At 70.2% G+C, this 17362-nt stretch carries 22 protein-coding genes; 7 read left to right on the plus strand and 15 right to left on the minus strand.

Translation table 11 applies throughout. The annotated features are described in order from the left end of the window. Window positions 1-52: 52 nt before the first annotated feature. Window positions 53-505 (minus strand): adenylyltransferase/cytidyltransferase family protein, encoded by a 453-nt coding sequence (locus B0293_RS12950; RefSeq protein ID WP_039917185.1) that lies wholly within the window; start codon window positions 503-505, stop codon window positions 53-55. Between the two features lie 74 nt (window positions 506-579). On the opposite strand from B0293_RS12950, the gene B0293_RS12955 reads away from it, so the two are divergent. Then, the gene (locus B0293_RS12955; RefSeq protein ID WP_005155448.1) at window positions 580-1476 is read left to right on the plus strand and encodes a DNA-3-methyladenine glycosylase family protein; all 897 of its coding nucleotides are present in this window, start codon (window positions 580-582) and stop codon (window positions 1474-1476) included. A gap of 94 nt (window positions 1477-1570) precedes the next feature. Here B0293_RS12955 and B0293_RS12960 read toward each other — a convergent pair whose 3' ends face one another. The 8 genes from B0293_RS12960 to B0293_RS12995 form a co-directional block, all read right to left on the minus strand. After that, window positions 1571-1756: a hypothetical protein gene (locus B0293_RS12960; protein ID WP_005155447.1), complete on the minus strand. Its 186-nt coding sequence runs from the start codon at window positions 1754-1756 to the stop codon at window positions 1571-1573. 25 nt (window positions 1757-1781) lie between these two features. Beyond that, window positions 1782-1979 (minus strand): hypothetical protein, encoded by a 198-nt coding sequence (locus B0293_RS12965; protein WP_005155446.1) that lies wholly within the window; start codon window positions 1977-1979, stop codon window positions 1782-1784. 63 nt (window positions 1980-2042) lie between these two features. Then, on the minus strand, window positions 2043-2393 hold the full coding sequence (locus tag B0293_RS12970) for a GntR family transcriptional regulator (protein WP_005155445.1): 351 nt from the start codon (window positions 2391-2393) through the stop codon (window positions 2043-2045). A gap of 11 nt (window positions 2394-2404) precedes the next feature. Further along, window positions 2405-3046: a hypothetical protein gene (locus tag B0293_RS12975; RefSeq protein WP_245191921.1), complete on the minus strand. Its 642-nt coding sequence runs from the start codon at window positions 3044-3046 to the stop codon at window positions 2405-2407. Window positions 3047-3074: 28 nt separating this feature from the next. Beyond that, window positions 3075-3620 carry an NUDIX hydrolase gene (locus tag B0293_RS12980; protein WP_039917142.1) on the minus strand — a complete coding sequence of 182 codons (546 nt, stop codon included), beginning with the start codon at window positions 3618-3620 and terminating at the stop codon, window positions 3075-3077. After that, window positions 3617-4954: a coenzyme F420-0:L-glutamate ligase gene (locus B0293_RS12985; RefSeq protein ID WP_005155442.1), complete on the minus strand. Its 1338-nt coding sequence runs from the start codon at window positions 4952-4954 to the stop codon at window positions 3617-3619. The genes B0293_RS12980 and B0293_RS12985 overlap by 4 nt, the downstream gene beginning before the upstream one ends. Then, the gene (gene cofD, locus B0293_RS12990) at window positions 4947-5945 is read right to left on the minus strand and encodes a 2-phospho-L-lactate transferase (protein WP_005155440.1); all 999 of its coding nucleotides are present in this window, start codon (window positions 5943-5945) and stop codon (window positions 4947-4949) included. The genes B0293_RS12985 and cofD overlap by 8 nt, the downstream gene beginning before the upstream one ends. Then, window positions 5942-6676 carry a GNAT family N-acetyltransferase gene (locus B0293_RS12995; protein ID WP_005155438.1) on the minus strand — a complete coding sequence of 245 codons (735 nt, stop codon included), beginning with the start codon at window positions 6674-6676 and terminating at the stop codon, window positions 5942-5944. Before B0293_RS12995 ends, cofD begins: the two co-directional genes overlap by 4 nt. Before the next feature lie 53 nt (window positions 6677-6729). Here B0293_RS12995 and B0293_RS13000 point away from each other — a divergent pair, with 53 nt between their 5' ends. The 3 genes from B0293_RS13000 (at window position 6730) to dapC (ending at window position 8443) form a co-directional block, all read left to right on the plus strand. Continuing rightward, window positions 6730-6924, plus strand: a complete 195-nt coding sequence (locus tag B0293_RS13000; RefSeq protein WP_005155437.1) for a hypothetical protein — start codon at window positions 6730-6732, stop codon at window positions 6922-6924. Between the two features lie 110 nt (window positions 6925-7034). Then, window positions 7035-7355: a ferredoxin gene (fdxA, locus tag B0293_RS13005; protein WP_005155436.1), complete on the plus strand. Its 321-nt coding sequence runs from the start codon at window positions 7035-7037 to the stop codon at window positions 7353-7355. Continuing rightward, a complete protein-coding gene (gene dapC / locus B0293_RS13010) occupies window positions 7352-8443 on the plus strand; it encodes a succinyldiaminopimelate transaminase (protein ID WP_005155435.1) in 1092 nt (363 codons plus the stop codon). The genes fdxA and dapC overlap by 4 nt, the downstream gene beginning before the upstream one ends. Window positions 8444-8521: 78 nt before the next feature. On the opposite strand, the gene B0293_RS13015 is transcribed toward dapC, so the two are convergent. Next, window positions 8522-9130 carry a TetR/AcrR family transcriptional regulator gene (locus B0293_RS13015; RefSeq protein WP_005155434.1) on the minus strand — a complete coding sequence of 203 codons (609 nt, stop codon included), beginning with the start codon at window positions 9128-9130 and terminating at the stop codon, window positions 8522-8524. 79 nt (window positions 9131-9209) lie between these two features. On the opposite strand from B0293_RS13015, the gene B0293_RS13020 reads away from it, so the two are divergent. Then, window positions 9210-10613, plus strand: coding sequence for an FAD-dependent monooxygenase (locus B0293_RS13020; protein WP_005155433.1), 1404 nt, complete (start codon window positions 9210-9212; stop codon window positions 10611-10613). Here B0293_RS13020 and B0293_RS13025 read toward each other — a convergent pair. The 3 genes from B0293_RS13025 to B0293_RS13035 form a co-directional block, all read right to left on the minus strand. Further along, entirely contained in the window at window positions 10589-11557 is a 969-nt protein-coding gene (locus tag B0293_RS13025) for a CHAD domain-containing protein (protein ID WP_005155432.1), read from the minus strand. The two genes, B0293_RS13020 and B0293_RS13025, sit on opposite strands and share 25 nt — an antisense overlap. 132 nt (window positions 11558-11689) lie before the next feature. Further along, window positions 11690-12676, minus strand: coding sequence for a 2,3,4,5-tetrahydropyridine-2,6-dicarboxylate N-succinyltransferase (gene dapD, locus B0293_RS13030; protein ID WP_005155431.1), 987 nt, complete (start codon window positions 12674-12676; stop codon window positions 11690-11692). Window positions 12677-12703: 27 nt separating this feature from the next. Continuing rightward, window positions 12704-13099 (minus strand): hypothetical protein, encoded by a 396-nt coding sequence (locus tag B0293_RS13035; protein WP_005155430.1) that lies wholly within the window; start codon window positions 13097-13099, stop codon window positions 12704-12706. A gap of 42 nt (window positions 13100-13141) precedes the next feature. Here B0293_RS13035 and dapE point away from each other — a divergent pair, with 42 nt between their 5' ends. Continuing rightward, entirely contained in the window at window positions 13142-14215 is a 1074-nt protein-coding gene (dapE, locus tag B0293_RS13040; protein ID WP_005155429.1) for a succinyl-diaminopimelate desuccinylase, read from the plus strand. On the opposite strand, the gene B0293_RS13045 is transcribed toward dapE, so the two are convergent. After that, window positions 14208-15098 carry an aminoglycoside phosphotransferase family protein gene (locus B0293_RS13045; protein WP_005155428.1) on the minus strand — a complete coding sequence of 297 codons (891 nt, stop codon included), beginning with the start codon at window positions 15096-15098 and terminating at the stop codon, window positions 14208-14210. The two genes, dapE and B0293_RS13045, sit on opposite strands and share 8 nt — an antisense overlap. Then, the gene (locus tag B0293_RS13050) at window positions 15095-16348 is read right to left on the minus strand and encodes a helix-turn-helix domain-containing protein (protein ID WP_005155427.1); all 1254 of its coding nucleotides are present in this window, start codon (window positions 16346-16348) and stop codon (window positions 15095-15097) included. Before B0293_RS13050 ends, B0293_RS13045 begins: the two co-directional genes overlap by 4 nt. A 112-nt stretch (window positions 16349-16460) precedes the next feature. Between B0293_RS13050 and B0293_RS13055 the strand changes: the two genes are divergently transcribed. Next, on the plus strand, window positions 16461-17222 hold the full coding sequence (locus B0293_RS13055) for a DUF3152 domain-containing protein (protein ID WP_039917131.1): 762 nt from the start codon (window positions 16461-16463) through the stop codon (window positions 17220-17222). Window positions 17223-17362 lie beyond the last annotated feature (140 nt).

The following is a 17362-nucleotide window of genomic DNA, read 5'->3' on the forward strand; positions in this document are numbered from 1 at the left end:
CGCAAACGTCTTCAGACAAAAGTTGCCGAGCGCACGGCCGGCTCCGAGGGACTCAGGCTTCCATGTCCGAGAGGATCCGGGTGCTGGAGTCGGCTTTGTCCGTGCCGCCGATGCCGTAGATCATCGAGATGTCGTTGCGGGCCCCGGCCTCGACCTCGTCGGCAGGCAGCTCGTCGACGTTGCGCCGGTCCCCGCCGTTGCAGAACTCGAGTTCCGTGTCCGGGTACGCCGCGCGGATCAGGTCGAACGACTCGTTGATGCCCGGCCCCTGCTCGACGGCGACGTACACGTCGTCGACGATGCGCAGCGCGCGGACGATCCGGGCGCGGACGTCCTCGGTCTGGATCACCCGGCCCTTCTTGAGGACCTGCTGGGGATCGTTGTTGACGATGACGATCAGGTAGCCGGACCGGGCCTGCGCGGCCTCGAACAGGTCGAGATGGCCCTGGTGGAGCGGGTTGAAGTACCCACTGACGATCGAGGCCTTCGCCGGTCGCTCGGTCATCGTCCAGTCCTCCATAGGCTTACGGTTGCGGATGGCCCGGCTAACCCTAGCCGAGTGCCAGGTAGTTTCACCGTGTGCTGTTCCGCCCCGGCTTCGAGCTCGACCTGGACACGGTCCTGGGTCCGCTGAGCCGTGGTTCGCACTCGCCCAATGTCGTCCGTACCGACGCAGGCGTTACCTGGCTGGCCACCAACACCGCGGACGGTCCTGGCACGCTCGCGCTGCTGCGGCGCGCGGACGGCGAGGTCGAGGCGGAGGCCTGGGGACCCGGCGCGGACAGGCTGCTCGACGGTGTCCCGGCGATGCTGGGCGCGCACGACGACGACTCCGGATTCGTGGCGCACCACGACGTCATCGCGTCGGCGCGGCGCCTGAACCCGGGACTGCGGCTCGGCTCGACCGGCCGGGTGTGGGACGCGCTGGTGCTCGCCGTGCTGGAGCAGAAGGTGACCAGCGCGGAGGCGCTGCGCTCGTGGAGCGAATTGTGCCGCTGGTTCGGGGAACAGGCGCCGGGACCGGGGCCGTCACGGCTGCGCGTGCCGCCGACGCCGGTCGCCATCCGCTCCATTGTGGACTGGAAATGGCATCGCGCCGGGGTGGACCTGAAGCGGCGGACGACGCTGATCGCCGCGGCCCGCGTCGCGCCACGGCTGGAGAAGGCCGTCGAGCTGAAGGGCGTCGAAGGCCGGGCCTGGCTGCGGAAGGTCCCCGGTATCGGGGTGTGGACAGCGGCGGAGATCGCGCAGCGCGCCTGGGGAGACCCGGACGCGGTGAGCTTCGGCGACTACAACATCCCGTCGATGGTGGGGCACGCGCTGGTCGGCACGAAACTCGACGACGCCGGGATGTCCGAGGTGCTGGCGCCGTATTCGCCGCAGCGGCAGCGCGTGGTGCGGTATCTGTCGAAGGCCGGGTTCCGCCGCCCGCGGTTCGGGCCGAAGATCGAGCTGCGCGACTACCGCGCGATGTGACTCTGCGGGCCTTCTCGCGGCGGCTCCCTCAAGTACATGAAGGGGTCCTTCAGGGAGCCAGGCGCAAGCAAGGGGGCCTTCATGTACTGAAGACTCAGTTGCCCCAGCCTTGCGGCGGGTAGGGCTGCTGCTGGCTCGGGTACTGCGGCGGCTGCTGCCCGTACTGGTGGTGCGGGAGGGCAGGCGGCTTCTTGGTGTTCGCCTTCACCAGGAAGAAGATCCCGACCCCGATCCCGGCCAGGATCAGGAAGCCGACCAGCAGTACCAAAAGGAAGACCATGCCGTGAGACTAACCGGCAGCCCCGTCACCAGCCCGGCGGCGGCTGCTGCGGAGGCTGGCCGGGGTACTGCTGCGGCGGGTACTGCCCCGGAGGACCGCCCTGCGGATACTGCGGCGGATACGGCTGCTGCGGCGGGTAGGGCGGCGGCTTCGGCTTGTTGAGGGTCTTGATCAGGAAGAAGATCCCGAAACCCAAGCCCACGAGCACCGCCAGGATGACCACCAGCTGAATGATTCCGATTCCGATAGCGGCATACCCCCTTCGTTCGTCTCAGCGGAGGGTAGATCAGCCCAGCGCCGCGTCGATGATCGCCTTGGCCTCGTCGCGGTCGAGACCGAGTTTCCTGGTCAGCGCGGCGTAATCGGCCGCGGCCTGCCTCGCCCGTTCGCGGGTTTCGTCGCCGACGGCGCTGACGAACGTGCCAGCCCGGCCGCGAGTCTCGATCAGGCCGCCTTCTTCGAGCTCGCGGTAGGCCTTGGCGACGGTGTTCGGCGCGATGCCGAGGTCCTCGGCGAGTTTCCGCACGGTCGGGAGCTTCGCCCCGACGGGCAGCGTGCCGTCGTTGATCCGCGCCGCGTAGGCGGTGCGGACCTGCTCGAAGGGCGGGACCGAGGAGTTCGGGTCGACGCGGACCATGCGATCGGCTCCTACTGGCGGGGCGGCATGACCTGGGTGCGGTCGGCGCCGGAGACGACCTGGGTGGCGTCACCCGCGCCGCCGGACACCACCTGCGTCCGGTCGGCACCCGCGGGCGAGACGACCTGGGTGCGGTCGGCGCCGGCGTCCGCCTGCTGCTGCGGGGAGACGACCTGCGTGCGGTCGGCGCCCGCGTCGATCGGCGGCCCGGCCTGCGGAGGAGGCGGCGGGAAACCGGGTGCGGGCATCGGCGGCTGCGACGCGAATGGGTTGGGAGCCGGGGCACCGGGCGGCGGCGCGAAACCCGGGGCCGGAGCCGGGGGCGGCGGGAATCCGGGCGCCTGGCCGAAACCGGCCTGTGGAGGCGGCGGCGGGAAGCCGGGCTGCTGCTGCCAGGCGCCCTGCGGGGCGGGGCCACCGGTGGGCGGGGGAGGCGGCGGGAAACCCGGGGCCGGGCCGCCACCGCCGAAGTTCGGATTCTGCGGGAAGGTCATCGGCGGCTTCTTCGCCTGGTTGACCTTCACGATGATCACCACGATCACGATGATGATAATGATGATCGCCAAGACCAGCAGGAACCAGCCGAAGCCTTCACCGTCCCCGCTGCTGTGGACCCGGACCCGGTCCAGGTATGGCGTCAGCGTCGTCAGCATCATTCCCCCTTAAACGTCAGCCGACACCCTAACGGGCCGACGACGCGGGCAGTGCGGCTTCCACCAGTTCGGCGAGATCTTCCGACCCTTTCGGCAGAGAATTCACCGGCCACCACTGAAGATCGTCCGATTCGTCGCTTTGGACCGGTTGTGCGCCGCGGGGTGCGCGCACCGCGAAACGCACGTCGAAATGCCGGGTCGGCACGCCGAGCGAGCAGGTGATCGGGTGGACGTCGAGATGCACCGGAACCGGGTCGATCACCAGGTCCTCGATGCCGGATTCCTCCCGCGCCTCGCGAAGGGCGGCGTCCACGAGCGTCGCGTCACCCGGTTCGCAATGCCCGCCGAGCTGTAGCCAGCGGCCGACTCGCGGATGCAGGGTGAGCAACACGTTTTCCGCGTCGGCGTCGAGGAGGACGGCCGACGCGGTGAGGTGCCCGGCCGCGCATTCACGGCGGCAGACGTCGTCGCGGGCGGCGAGGAAGCCGAGATAGGCCTGGCGCAAGGATTCCTGGGCGGCGCCCACCGGCCGCCAACCGGATAAAGTGGACACGGCGCTTTCATGCAGGGTCACAGCTCGAGAAGTCCTTCACCGGGTTCGGCGGGACCGCGCGCGGGCGGCAGGGCGGCGGGATGTCCGATCGCGACCGCGCCGAGCGGCTCCCAGCGGTCGTCCAGGCCGAGGACCTCGCGCACGACGTCCGCGGCGAAGATGGTCGACCCGATCCAGCACGAGCCGAGATCCTCGGCGGCGAGCGCGACCAGCAGACCCTGCACCGCCGCACCGCCGGCGACGGTGAACATCGTGTGCTCGCAAGCGTTTCGCCGGTCGTCGCGATAGGTGTGCGCGCCCTCGGCGACGAGGAACGGCACGACGACCTCGGGCGCGTCGTACAGGATGTCGCCGCGGCTGAGGCGCTTCGCGACCTGCTCGGCGGTGAAGTCGTCGCCTTCGAGATCGGCCTGCCACGACGCCTTCATCGCGTCGAGAAGCTTGCGGCGCAAGCCTTCCTCGCGCAGCCACACGAACCGGACCGGCTTCGTGTGATGCGGCGCGGGCGCGGTCAGCGCCGTCCCGACCGCGCGGCGCAGCACCTCGGGATCGACCGGCTCGTCGGTGAACGACCGGATCGAACGCCGCGCGAGCACGGCCTCCCGGCGGCCCTGCGCGAGGGCTTCGTTGGTGCCGAGGCGGAACAGGTCCTCCTCGGTCGGCCGGATCAGCTTGCGGGCAGTCGAACCGTCGTCGGTCAGCTGGAGACCCCGGACGACGGCGACCGGCGTCCCGCCGAGCTTGCCCTTGACCAGGTCCGCCGCGGCGGCGAGTTCGTCGGCGACCGCCACCTCGGTGACCGCGAGTTCGTTGCCCTGGCTGTCGATCTCGCCCGCGTACGAATGCAGCACCCGAAGCCCGGACGCGCCGATCGCGGCGTCGGTCTGCCCGACCCGCCACGCGCGGCCCATGGTGTCGGTGACCAGGACCGCGACCTCGACACCCAGCCGTTCCCGCAGCCCGTTCCGCAGCGCGAGCGCGGACGCGTCGGGATCGGACGGCAGCAGCGCGACCTCGCCGGAGGCCACGTTCGACGCGTCCACCCCGGACGCGGCCTGCACGATGCCGAGCCTGTTCTCGGTGATCACCGTCCGGTTGATCCGCGCGATCACGCGGACGGACTCCTCCTCGACGAGCTTGCGCCGGGCGGCGTCACGCTCTTCGGGATCGGCCGGGACCCGGATGAGCATGCCCTCGGCCTTGGAGACGATCTTGCTGGTCACGACCAGCACGTCGCCGGAGCGCAGCCACGGGGCCGCCGTGACGATCGCCCCGGTCAGGTCGTCACCGGGCCGGAACTCCGGCAGACCCTCGACGGGCAGGATCTCGATCTTCGAGGAAGCGTGGTCAGTCAACGGATACTCCGGCCAGATCGAAGGCCGCGCGCACCATCGCCGCGGTCGCGTCCACATCGGACATCAGCAGGGGGACGTCGCGGACGGCGACACCCGGAACGTCGACGGTCTCGCCCTCCGAGACCAGCCAGCCGTCGAGCACGCCGTCCGGGGATTCCTTGCGGGAACCGTAATGCCGTCCGACGGCCTCGGCCGAGGTCTCCACGCCGATCGCGCTCAGGCAGGCGTCGGCCATGCCGCGCAACGCCTTCCCGCCGATGATCGGCGAGACACCGACGACCTTGGCGCGCGTCTTCCGCAGCGCGGCACGGATTCCCGGGACACCGAGGGTCGTGCCGACCGAGACCACCGGATTCGACGGCGCGAACAGCACGATGTCGGCGCCCGCGATCGCGTCGAGCACACCCGGCGCGGGCTTGGCCTCGTCGGCGCCGACGGCGATGATCGAATGCGCCTTCGGCTCGGCGCGGTAGCGCACCCACCACTCCTGGAAGTGGATCGCCTTGCGCTGGTCCGGATCCTCCGGGTCGTCGATCACGACATGCGTCTCGACGCGGTCGTCCGACATCGGCAGCAACCGCACGCCCGGCTGCCAGCGGTCGCACAGCGCCTCGGTGACCTGCGAGAGCGGATAACCCGCGCGCAGCATCCGCGAACGGATCAGATGCGTCGCGATGTCCTTGTCGCCCAAGCCGAACCAGGTCGGCTCGGCGCCGTACTCGGCGAGTTCCTCCTTGACCGTCCAGGTCTCGCCCGCGTGGCCCCAGCCGCGCTCTTCGTCGATCCCCCCGCCCAGGGTGTACATGCAGGTGTCCAGGTCCGGGCAGATGCGCAGACCGTGCATCCACACGTCGTCCCCGGTGTTCACCAGCGCGGTCACCTCGTGCGGCGATTCCGGCGCGGAACCGATCGCGGGCAGACCCAGTGCTTGCTTGACCCCCAGCAGGAAGCGGGCCCCGCCCACTCCGCCGACCAAAATGACGACCTTCACGACGGGCGATCCTCGCACGCGCCGGGACCCGGGGCCCAGTAGCGGTACCTGTGGTGCTCGGTACAGCCCAGGTTCTCGTACAGCTTCAGCGCGCCGGAGTTCGCCACGGCGACCTGGAGCACGATCCCGGTGGCGCCCTGAGCGGCCGCCCAGCCGCCCGCCGCGTTCATCAGCCCGCGGGCCAGGCCGCGCCGCCGGAACTCCGCCCGGACCTCCAGCCTGCCGATGTGCAGCCACTCGCCGACGATCGCGCCGCGTACCGCCCCGGCCGTGACGCCGTCCACCTCGACGACACCGAAACCGACCTTGCCGGTGCCGAGGACATGCCGTGGCGCCTCCGCCGGTTCCGCGCTTCCCGTCGTCATCTCCCACCATCCGGACGTCGGTTCGTCGAGAATCACCGCTCCCGCCGAGGTCCCGTGCGAGAGCGGCCCGGTCAGCACGGAAACCTCGTGCGCGGGACGGTGTTCCACATACTGGACCCAACCGCGGGCGGCGATGGCGTCTTCCCCGGACGTGTCCTGGATCACCTGAACGACCGGCGGGATGGCATGATGGTGGGCGAAGTCACAGACCGCCCGCAGGGCGTCTGGCAGCGGTTTTCCCGGGTCACCGATCGCCAGCGCGCTGTTGGCGCGGGCGGTGAACCCGTCCGCCCAACGCAGCCTCCAGTCGCCGATCCGGCGCTCCAGCAGGGGCGTCCAGGCCTGGCTACAGGTGAGCTCGAGCATTTCCGCACTGTTCACGGTTAGATTGTGCCAAGGAAGGCAGTGGAGGGACCTCGATGAGCATCGCGCGCAAGGACGACAGGCACAACGAAGACCTGGTCCGCGAGATCTCCGACGGCTTCAACCGGGCATTGGGCGCGGAAAAGGCCGTCGAAGAGAAGAACGAGGAAGCGGCGAAGCCCGCCGCGCCGCAGTTCGTCATCACTGGGGACAGCAGGGCCACTCCGCCGCCACGCCGCAGGGACCGCTGAAAGCCCATACCCGGGGTACGGATAAGGGTGGCCTAAGCGGGCCTGGCGCGCCTGTGGGCGCGTAATGTCCCGTTGCAGACTCGTGAAGCAGAGAAAAGCAGGAGTACGCAGTGACCTACGTGATCGCCGAGCCCTGCGTCGACGTGCTCGACAAGGCGTGTATCGACGAGTGCCCCGTGGATTGCATCTACGAGGGTGACCGCATGCTGTACATCCACCCGGACGAATGCGTCGACTGCGGTGCCTGCGAGCCGGTCTGCCCCGTCGAGGCGATCTACTACGAGGACGACGTCCCCGACGAGTGGAACCCGTACACCAAGGCCAACGTCGACTTCTTCGACGAGCTGGGCTCGCCCGGCGGTGCCTCCAAGGTCGGCAAGACCAGCCACGACCCCGCCTTCATCAAGGCACTTCCCCCGCAGGGCGAATGAGCCGGGTCGCTCTTCCTGATTTCCCCTGGGACTCCCTCGCCGGAGCCAAGGCGAAAGCCCAGGCGCATCCCGGCGGCATCGTCGACCTGTCGATCGGCACGCCGGTGGACCCGGTCCCCGAGAGCATCCGCGCGGCGCTCGCGTCCGTGTCGGAGATCCCGGGGTATCCGACCACGCACGGGATCCCCGAGCTGCGGGCCGCCGCGATCCAAGCCCTTTCGCGGCGGCACGGCATCGAAGGCGTTCCCGAAGCGGCCGTGCTGCCGACGATCGGTTCGAAGGAACTGGTCGCCTCGCTGCCGCGGCAGCTGGGATTCGGTCCCGGCGACCTCGTCGTCATCCCCGAGGTGGCGTACCCGACCTACGAGGTCGGCGTGCTGATGGCGGGTGCTTCGCTGCTGCGCGCGGACAGCACTTTCGCGCTCGGCCCGCAGAAGCCCGCGATGCTGTGGCTGAACTCGCCGTCCAACCCGACCGGGCGCGTGCTCGGTGCCGACCACCTGCGCAAGGTCGTCGACTGGGCGCGGGAACGCGACGTCGTCGTGGTCTCCGACGAGTGCTACCTGGCGCTGGGCTGGGAAAGCGAGCCCGTGTCGATCCTGCACCCGTCGGTGCACGGCGGGTCCCTCGACGGTCTGCTGGCCGTCCACTCGCTGTCGAAGTCCGCGAACCTCGCCAGCTACCGCGCCGGCTTCGTCACCGGTGACCCGAAGCTCGTCGCCGGGCTGCTGGAGATCCGCAAACATTCCGGGCTGATCGTGCCGCGGCCGGTGCAGGAGGCCATGGTCGCCGCACTGAAGGACGACGAAGCACTTGTCGTGCAACGGGAACGCTACGCGCGCCGCCGGCTGGTGCTGCGGAAGGCGTTGCTGGACAGTGGTTTCGAGATCTCGCATTCCGAGGCGGGACTGTACCTGTGGTCGACACGCGGGGAACCCGCGCTCGACACGGTCGACTGGCTCGCCGAGCGCGGCATCCTCGCCGCTCCGGGCACGTTCTACGGGCCGACCGGCGGGAACCACGTCCGGATCGCCTTGACTGCGACGGACGAGCGGATCGACGCCGCCGTGGAGCGCCTCACCGCCTAGGGCTGCTGAAGGGCGCTTTCATCGCATCCGACGTGGTGAAAGCGCCCTTCGCCGCGTCGCATGCGGCCATGGGCCCCTTCAGCCCACGTCGCGGCCGGTGAAACCTCGGTAGATGAACCGGGTCAGCGCCTCGACGGCCTCCTCTTCGGTGACCGTCGACGGTTCGAGCAGCCACGTGTGCGCGAAGCCGTTGACCAGTTCGGCCATCATCGAGAGCGTGAGCCGTTCCGACGCCGGGAGTTCCATCCCCGCCGCGGTGATGTACCCCAGGTGGTCGAGGATGTCCTCGGCCTGAGTGGCGCCGAACCGCGCGTACGTCCGCGCGAAGTCGTCGCTGACCATCGCGGCCTGGCGCAGCGCGAGCATGGTCGCGGCGTTGTCGCGATGGAAGTTCCAGTACTCGCGGACGTGCCAGCGCACCGCGTCCGGGTCGGTGAAGTCGGCTTTGTGGCCGGGCAGGGCGGCGTTGACGTCGCTCGCCGCCGCGAGGTCCGCGAGGAGCGCTTCGAGCAGCTCTTCCTTGCCCGCGAAGTGGTTGTAGAACGATCCCGCCGCGCGTCCGGCCTCGGCCGTGATGTCGGTGATCTTGGTGTTTAGGTACCCCTTCGCCGCGAAAACGCGCTTCGCCGCGTCCTTGAGCGCGGCCTCGGTCTCCGCCGCCTTCTCCTTGCGGCTCGTCGCCGTCATCGGCACCTCCTTGACACGGAAGGCTAGCAACGATCATAGTGAATACAGATTCACTGAATTCTAATTCACTGGAGGAGAGATGACCGAGGTCCTGATCGCGGGAGCCGGGCCGACCGGGCTCACGCTGGCCATCGACCTGGCGCGCCGCGGCGTCGGCGTGCGGATCGTGGAGAAGGCCGAGACGTTCTTCGAAGGCTCGCGTGGCGACGGCCTGCAGCCGCGCACGCTGGAGGTCTTCGAAGATCTCGGCGTGCTGGACGCGGTGCTGGCGGCCGGGATGCCGCCGGTGCCGATGAAGATCCACCTGGGCGGCGAGGTGGTCGGCGAGCGGATGATGGCCGAGCTCACCGAGCCGACGCCGGACGTGCCCTACCCGAACGGCTTCTTCCTTGGCCAGTCGAGGACCGAGGGGGTCCTGCGCGACCGGCTCGCCGAATTCGGTGTCCAGGTCGAGCTCGGCACCCCGCTGCTCGGCTTCGAGCAGGACGCCGACGGCGTGACGGCCGAGCTGCCGGGCGAGCGGATCCGGGTCGACTACCTCGTCGGAGCGGACGGCGGAAAGAGCTTCGTGCGCAAGGCCCTCGGGATCGCGTTCGAGGGCACCACCGACGAATCGATCCGCATGCTGCTGGGCGACGTCCAGGCCGAGGGCCTCGATCGCGCGTACGGGCACTGGTTCGCGAAGCCCGAAAACCCCATGTCGGGGATCGGGCTCACCCCGTTGCCGGGGGTGCCGCACTTCCAGTTCGGCGCACCGCTGGGGGAAGAGGAGGTCGAGGCGTCGCTGGTCACGCTGCAGTCCCGGCTCGACGAGCTGTCCGGTGGCGGGATCCGGCTGCACGACCTCAGCTGGTCGACGGTGTGGCGGCCCAACATCCGCCTGGCGGAGCGGTTCCGGGACGGCCGCGTGTTCCTCGCGGGCGACGCGGCGCACGTCCATCCGCCGACCGGTGGGCAGGGGCTCAACACCGGCGTCCAGGACGCGTACAACCTGGGCTGGAAGCTCGCCGACGGCTCAGCGGAGCTGCTCGACAGTTACGAGCCCGAGCGTCGAGGGAACGCCGCGCGGGTGCTGAAGATCAGCACGGAGATCCTCGAGAAGTACAAGGAGGGCGCGGATGACGCGCACGATCGCGGCGAGAACACGCGCCAGCTCGACATCGGCTACCGCGGCGGCCCGCTGGCACCCGAGGCGACCGGCCGGCTCCGGCCCGGTGATCGCGCCCCGGACGCGCCGCTGAGGGACGCGAACGGCAAGTCCGTCCGGCTGTTCGAGCTGTTCCGCGGTCCGCAGCCGACGGTGCTGGTGTTCGGTGACGGTCCGGCGCCCGAAGGTGCGCGGCGGATCCTGCCCGCGGGCAGCACACTGTCCGATGTGGACTTCGAGGACGTCGGCGGGCACGCCTTCGCCGCGTACGAAGCCGGGAACGGGCGGCAGGTCTCGATCCGCCCGGACGGCTACGTCCGCGGGCTCACCGCCTGAGCGGCGGCGTCGACCTCCGCCCAGACGTCGCGCCAGACTGCACGAAGCTGGGCGCGACGCACCAGCTCCTTCTCCGCGATCCGGCCCGCGATGAAGGCGACCTCGGTGTCGACCGAGGCCACGACGCCACGCATACGGTCGACGGCGACGCAAGCGTCCTGGTGGTCCCCGAGAACGGTCTGGAAGTTCTTCGTGGCCTTGATCAGCCGCTGGATCCGCTCCGCCTGCTTCCTCTTCGCGGCCGGCTTGGCCATCTCGGCGGCGTAGCGGAGTTTCTTGCCGTAGATGCGAAGCGCGTGAAGGTCGTCATCCGGAGGATCGGACGGAAGGACCTTCACGGCCTTCGTTAGCTTTCGATGCGGCTTCGCGAGGCCGGCGACGAGATCGGCCGACGTCTGGGGGCTTTCATCAGCCTCTTCAGTGGCGGGCTGCCGGGCGAGACGGCCGATGTCCTGCAACATCGAGGCGTACCGGGGGCTGGTGAGCGCGCGGGTGAGCCGCCGTTTCGCGACCCCGCGTTCGGTGACGAACTTGGAGACCAGGCGGCGCGCGGCGGGCTGGTCGCGCACCTCGAATTCGGCGACGACGTCGCGAAGGTGCCCGATGAGGACGTCGTAGTCGCGGACGTCGCCGAGCGACTGGCCGAGCCAGCCGAGTTCGGCGCGGACGGGCTCGGCGTCGGGGCCGACGAGGCGGCCCGAAAGTTTCAGGACGCTCCGCATGCGGCGCAGCGCGACCCGCATCTGGTGCAGATCTTCCGGGTCGGCGCCGGATTTGGTGCCAGGTTCGTGCGCGAGGAGGGCGCGGATCTCGACGTCGAGCTTGACCCGGACGTGGGTGGCCGCCGGATCGTCCGGCCCGGCTTTCGCGGGGCGGTCGCCGAGCCCGAGCGCGGCCGGTGTGGTCGAAGGGACGTTCTTACGCGGCAGGGTCTCGGCTGTCACAAGATGAATTCTAAGTGAACGGGCAAGGTGGTCCAGGCCGTGAGAGAAGCAAGGGACCTTTGCTATCGCTCTCCGGGGGAGAGTGACAGCAAAGGTCCCTTGCTGTCGCGGGTGTCGCGGGTGGGCCGCAGGTCAGTTGGCGTGCAGGGCCGCGTTCAGCTCGATGCCGACGCCGGTGCGCGCGACGACCTCGACGGCGCCGGTCCCGGAGTTCCGCCGGAACACCGCGCCCGAGATGCCGGACAGCTCCAGCGCCTTCACGACCTTGCCCTCGAAGGTGACCTTCGTGCCGGCCGTGACGTAGAGGCCCGCTTCGACGACCGAGTCGTCGCCGAGCGAGATGCCGACGCCGCCGTTCGCGCCGATCAGGCAGCGCTCGCCGATCGAGATGGTCTCCTTGCCGCCGCCGGACAGCGTGCCCATGATCGACGCGCCGCCGCCGACGTCGGAGCCGTCGCCGACCACGACGCCCGCCGAGATCCGGCCCTCGACCATCGAGGCGCCGAGCGTGCCGGCGTTGAAGTTGATGAAGCCCTCGTGCATGACCGTGGTGCCGGCGGCCAGGTGCGCGCCGAGGCGGGCGCGGTCGGCGTCGGCGATGCGGACACCGGTGGGCACGACGTAGTCCACCATCCGCGGGAACTTGTCCACGCCGTAGACGGTGACGTTGCCGCGCGCCCGCAGCCGCAGCCGGGTCGCCTCGAAGCCCTCGACGGGGCACGGCCCGTGGCTGGTCCACACGACGTTCGCCAGCAGGCCGAAGATGCCGTCGAGGCTCGCGCCGTGCGGCCGGACCAGGCGGTGCGACAGCAGGTGGAGGCGCAGGTAGACGTCGTGCGTGTCGCCGGGGGCGTCGGCGAGGCGGGCGATGGTCGTGCGGACCGCGACGACCTCGACACCGCGGTCGGTGTCCGGGCCGAGCTGGGCGGCGGCCGCCTCGCCGAGGGCCTCGGAGACCTCTTCGGCGGTCAGCCGCACCGTGCCGGGCTCGCCGACGGCGCCCTCGGTCAGCTTGGGCAGCGGGAACCAGGTGTCCAGCACCGTGCCGTCGGTCGTGACGGTGGCCAGTCCGACGCCGGTGGCGCCGGTCGTTTCGGGATCAGGGGTCTGCTCGCTCACGTCCTGAACGGTACCCAGTGACCCGCGTCAGCCGCCGACGAGGCTCTTCACGCTGGTCAGCGCGGCCGCCATCTCGGTGAGCGCCTGACTGCACGGGCCGCCACGGGCGTCCTGGTCCTGGCAGTTCGCGGTCCGGAAGGCGGAGATCGGCCGGTCGAGGACGTCGGCCTGCGCCGAGAGGTCCGGACGGCGTTTGCGGACGCTGCCCGAGGCGCTGGAGAGTTCGGTCACGTACTTCTGGCAGCCCTTGGGCGATTCGGTGCCCGGCGCCAGGTAGCACTGGTCGGTGCTGAGCGCCTTCAGCTTGATCGGCAGCACGTCCGGCCCCTCGCTGCGCGTGGGTTTCACCGTGACCGGGACCTCGTTCGATCCACAGCCGCTGAGTACCAGGAGAAGGGCGAGCAGGATCGCTTTGGTGCGCACGCCTTCACGGTAGCCCCGGGGCCGCGCCGGTACGGTGCGGGCATGCCTTCGCTCGATCTGCACGCGGACCCCGTCGACCTCACCGCCGCGCTGGTGGACATCTTCAGCGTTTCGGAGGAGGAGAAGGTGATCGCGGACACCGTGCAGGCCGCGCTCGAGGCGCAGGCGCCGCATCTCGAAGTGATCCGCAACGGCGACGCGGTCCTCGCCAGGACGAACCTCGGCCGCCCGTCGCGGGTGGTGCTGGCGGGGCATCTCGACACCGTTCCGGTGAACGAGAACATGCCCGTCCGCCGTGAGGGGACCGGTGACGACGAGATCCTGCACGGCCTCGGCACCGTCGACATGAAGAGCGGCGACGCCGTCTTCCTGCACCTCGCCGCCGCCCTTCGCGAGCCGAAGCACGACATCACCTTCGTGTTCTACGACTGCGAAGAGATCGAAGCGACGAAGAACGGCCTCGGCCGCATCGAGCGCGAGCTGCCCGAATGGCTCCAGGGCGACCTTGCGATCCTCGGTGAGCCTTCGAACGGCGGAATCGAAGGCGGCTGCCAGGGCACGATGCGGATCGAGATCCGCGTCGAAGGCGTGCGGGCGCACACCGCGCGCGGCTGGATGGGCGTCAACGCGATCCACGGCCTCGCCGAACCGCTGCGCAGGCTGGCCGAGTACACGCCGCGGGTGGTCGACATCGACGGCCTGACCTACCGCGAAGGCTTGCAGGCCACGAAGATCGGCGGCGGGGTCGCGGGCAACGTCGTGCCGGACGAGGCCGTGCTCACGATCAACCACAGGTTCGCCCCCGACCGCTCTTCGGAAGAGGCCGAGGCGCACCTGCGCGAGGTCTTCGAGGGCTACGACGTCAAGATTGTCGACTTGTCGCCAGGCGCCTTGCCCGGTCTGAGCGCCCCGGCGGCGGCCGAGCTGGTCGCCGCGGCCGGTGGCAAGGCGGTCGCGAAGCTGGGCTGGACCGACGTCGCGCGCTTCGCGGCTCTCGGGATCCCGGCGGTGAACTTCGGACCTGGCGATCCGACGCTCGCGCACACGCGGCAGGAGAACGTGCGAGCGGGCGAGATCCGGCAGGTCGCTTCGGTGCTGCGCGCGTTCCTCAGCTAGCCAGGGCGAGCAGTTCGTCGAGCGCCTGCGCGGGGCCGCCGTAGCTGAGGTGCGCGATGGCGAACATGGGCGCGACCACCCGGCCCCAGGCGTACAGCCTGTCTCCGTCGAGCCCGCACGCGTCCGCCACCAGACGGCAACGAGCCTCGACGCCTTCGTGCCCGGCGCCCGCCACCACGTAGTCGACGGCGTCGAAGCACGGATCGCCCACGCACGCCTTCGGGTCGATCGCGACCAGCCCGCGCGTCGCGCCGCCGTCCAGGACGTTGCCGAGGTGGAGATCGCCGTGGAGTAGCACGATCCTGTCCTGAGTGGACAGCAGGGACTCGCAGCGCTCGATCGCGCGCTGCCACGCGTCCTCGCCGATCCGTGCGCTGATGGCGGGTTCGGTCAGCCTCTTGCCGATCCGGTCGAAGGACTCTTCGAACCGGCCGCGCAGGGTCCACGGCCAGTCCTTGGGCGGGGCCATGGCGTGCAGCGCGGTGAGCAGCTCTCCCCAGCGCCCTGGCAAGGAGTCCGACGGCAGGTCCTCGGCGACCGTGCCCGGCAGGATCTCCTCCAGCACCATCGCGCCGGAGTTCGCGTCGGCGGCCAGCACACCGGGCACCCGGCCCGTCGGCGCGAACACGCGCAGCATCTCGATCTGTTTGGTCAGCAGCGCCCCGTCCGGGCTCAGTTTCAGCACCGACGGTGTCCCGTCGGACCACGTGCAGCGCAGGACGACGGAGGACGCCCCGCTGTCGAACAGCTCTCCGAGCTCGAAACCCCACTGGGACGCCAAGCGCGCGGCGAGGGCTGGGACCCCTGCGAGCCACCCTTCGGCGTCGGCACCGAAGCGGCCCACCAGCCGGGTGTCGATGTCTTCCAAGTCCACTTGGGTCACTTCGGGACGTCCTCCTCCGCACCGAGCAGGAGCAGCCCGCGCCGCAGGAGGTCCGCGGCTTCTTCGGTGCGCCCCTGATCGCTTAGCAACTCTCCCGCTTTGTCGACTGAAGCGGCCAAGACACCGCGAGCGTCGCGAAGTGCGGCGACGTCGATGGCGGACGTGAAGCCCGCTTCGGCTGATTCGAGGTCTCCGCGAGCGAGGGCCAGCGAGCCCTGTTGAAACTTGAGGGACGCGGAGAGCGGCGAGTCCACCGAGATGCCTTCGGCCGCTTCGGAGAGTAGCGCGGTGGCGTCGTCGAGACGACCGAGTTCGCGGCAGACGTCGGCGAGTTCCAAGGTCACCGCGTGATCGGGCGCGGCCGCCCGGGACGCGCGAAGGTCCGCGAGAGCGCCTTCGAGGTCTTCGGCACGCCTGACGAGCGCCCGCGCGAAGAGGCACCGGGCGAGGACTGGCCGCAGTGCGCGTTCGTGGAGCAGGTCGTGCAGCACCGAGACGGCGGCGACGGCGTCGGTCACCCGCCCCTCGGCGAGGTACGCCTCGGTCAGCCGTCGCTGGTTCTCGGCGAGTTCGGCCAGGATTTCAGCGCCGCCTCGGGCCAGCCGCAGTGCCTCACCCGCGTGGTGCGCGGCCTGGGTGATCTCGCCGAGGCGCAGCCGCCCTTCGGCGAGATACGCGTGCAGGGTCATCAGGAGCACCGGATGAGGATGACCTTCGAGGCTTGCGTCGAGCGCGGTCCGGAGCAGATGCATCGCGTGGTGCGGCTCGCCCAAGGTGATCAGGACGTTCGCCCGCAGCGCGGCGGCCAGTTCGCGGTACGGCGGGATGTCGTCGGCGAGAGCGGCTTCGGCGGCGGCCACCGGCTTCGGCAGGGTGCCGCCCTCGGTGAACCGCGCGAGCCAGAGCCAGGCGAGCCCGGCCTGACGGGCGCGGCCGATCCCTTCGGCCCGCCGCGCCAGCCGTCGCATCTTGGGAGTCGAGCCGTGCCCCGCGAGGAGGTCCGCCGCGACCGCCGCGATGTCCAGCTCGAGCCGGACGTCGTCGCGGGGCGAGGTCACGCCGAGCAGTTCGCCGGTGTCCACGCCGAGCCGTGCGGCGAAGTGGCGCAACGCGTCACCGGAGGGCGTCCGCGCTCCCGTTTCGACGGAGGAGACGTACGCGGCGGTGTAGTGCGGCTCGGCGAGTTCGCGCTGGGTGAGGCCACGTTCGGCGCGCAGCCGCCGCAGCCGTCCGCCGACCTCCTCGCCCATGACCAAGAACGATACGGGCGAACGCGCCGAAAGGTTGCGCGCGCGGTCCCGCAACTTCTCCCGGCCCCGGGCCGTATCCCTGGATGTGACCGATGAGCTCCCGGGAGGACCGATGAGCGTGCGCCAGGTCCTGGTTGTCGCCGTATGCGCCCTGGCGGTGGCCGGTTGCGAAGCGCACCAGGTCGCCCCTCCAGCGGCGACTCCCGTACCGGTCATCGCCCCGCCGACATCGCTTTCGCTGTCTTCGCCGAAACCTGTGCTGGCGCCGGCCGCCGACATCACGTTTCCGCAGGCGGGAACCGGGCAATGGGTCTTTCCCGCCGGTGACGGCCCGGTGGCCGGGCAAACCGGAAAGCCGCTGCGGTACCGCGTCGCCGTCGAAACGGATATCGCGGGCGTGAACCCGGACGGTTTCGCCGAGGCGGTCGAGTCCACTTTGGCCGATCCGCGCGGCTGGACCGCTGGCGGGCGCTGGCGGTTGCAGAGGGTCGGCCCGGACGGTCCGGTCGATTTCACGCTTTATCTCGCCACCCCGCGGACTCGCGACGCGCTGTGCGGCAGGCCGGACGGCTACACCTCGTGCCGCAACGGGAACAGCGTCGTGCTCAATGTCGCGCGCTGGGCGAACGGCGTTCCCGGTTATGGGGCGCCGTTGACGGCTTATCGGCAGTACATGGTCACGCACGAGGTCGGGCACCGGCTCGGGCGCGGTCACGAGAAGTGCCCCGTGCCGGGGGCGCTCGCGCCGGTGATGCAGCAGCAGACGCTGGGCCTGCACGGCTGCGTCCCGAACCCCTGGCCCTATCCGGACGGGAAGCAGTACTCGGGTCCTTCGGGGGAGTACGCCGACCCGATCCCGCGCGAGGGCTCGTGAATGATTTGGGTCGACAGTCGCCACATGCGGCCCACCTGCACCAACAGTCACAGCGGCAGCGCGTGAAGGACCCCTTCCCTCGGCTCAGCCGAGGGAACTCGACCTTCACACCTTGCCGAGTACATGAAGGCCTCCTTCCT

This window comes from Amycolatopsis azurea DSM 43854, from assembly GCF_001995215.1.
In the GTDB taxonomy this organism is placed as follows: Bacteria; Actinomycetota; Actinomycetes; order Mycobacteriales; family Pseudonocardiaceae; genus Amycolatopsis; species Amycolatopsis azurea.

Coding starts and splice junctions, on each gene's coding strand:
- B0293_RS12950 (WP_039917185.1), bottom strand. CDS start 505: ATGACCGAGCGACCGGCGAAGGCCTCGATCGTCAGTGGGTACTTCAAC.
- B0293_RS12960 (WP_005155447.1), bottom strand. CDS start 1,756: ATGGTCTTCCTTTTGGTACTGCTGGTCGGCTTCCTGATCCTGGCCGGG.
- B0293_RS12970 (WP_005155445.1), bottom strand. CDS start 2,393: ATGGTCCGCGTCGACCCGAACTCCTCGGTCCCGCCCTTCGAGCAGGTC.
- B0293_RS12975 (WP_245191921.1), bottom strand. CDS start 3,046: ATGCTGACGACGCTGACGCCATACCTGGACCGGGTCCGGGTCCACAGC.
- B0293_RS12995 (WP_005155438.1), bottom strand. CDS start 6,676: ATGCTCGAGCTCACCTGTAGCCAGGCCTGGACGCCCCTGCTGGAGCGC.
- B0293_RS13000 (WP_005155437.1), top strand. CDS start 6,730: ATGAGCATCGCGCGCAAGGACGACAGGCACAACGAAGACCTGGTCCGC.
- dapC (WP_005155435.1), top strand. CDS start 7,352: ATGAGCCGGGTCGCTCTTCCTGATTTCCCCTGGGACTCCCTCGCCGGA.
- B0293_RS13015 (WP_005155434.1), bottom strand. CDS start 9,130: ATGACGGCGACGAGCCGCAAGGAGAAGGCGGCGGAGACCGAGGCCGCG.
- B0293_RS13020 (WP_005155433.1), top strand. CDS start 9,210: ATGACCGAGGTCCTGATCGCGGGAGCCGGGCCGACCGGGCTCACGCTG.
- dapE (WP_005155429.1), top strand. CDS start 13,142: ATGCCTTCGCTCGATCTGCACGCGGACCCCGTCGACCTCACCGCCGCG.
- B0293_RS13050 (WP_005155427.1), bottom strand. CDS start 16,348: ATGGGCGAGGAGGTCGGCGGACGGCTGCGGCGGCTGCGCGCCGAACGT.
- B0293_RS13055 (WP_039917131.1), top strand. CDS start 16,461: ATGAGCGTGCGCCAGGTCCTGGTTGTCGCCGTATGCGCCCTGGCGGTG.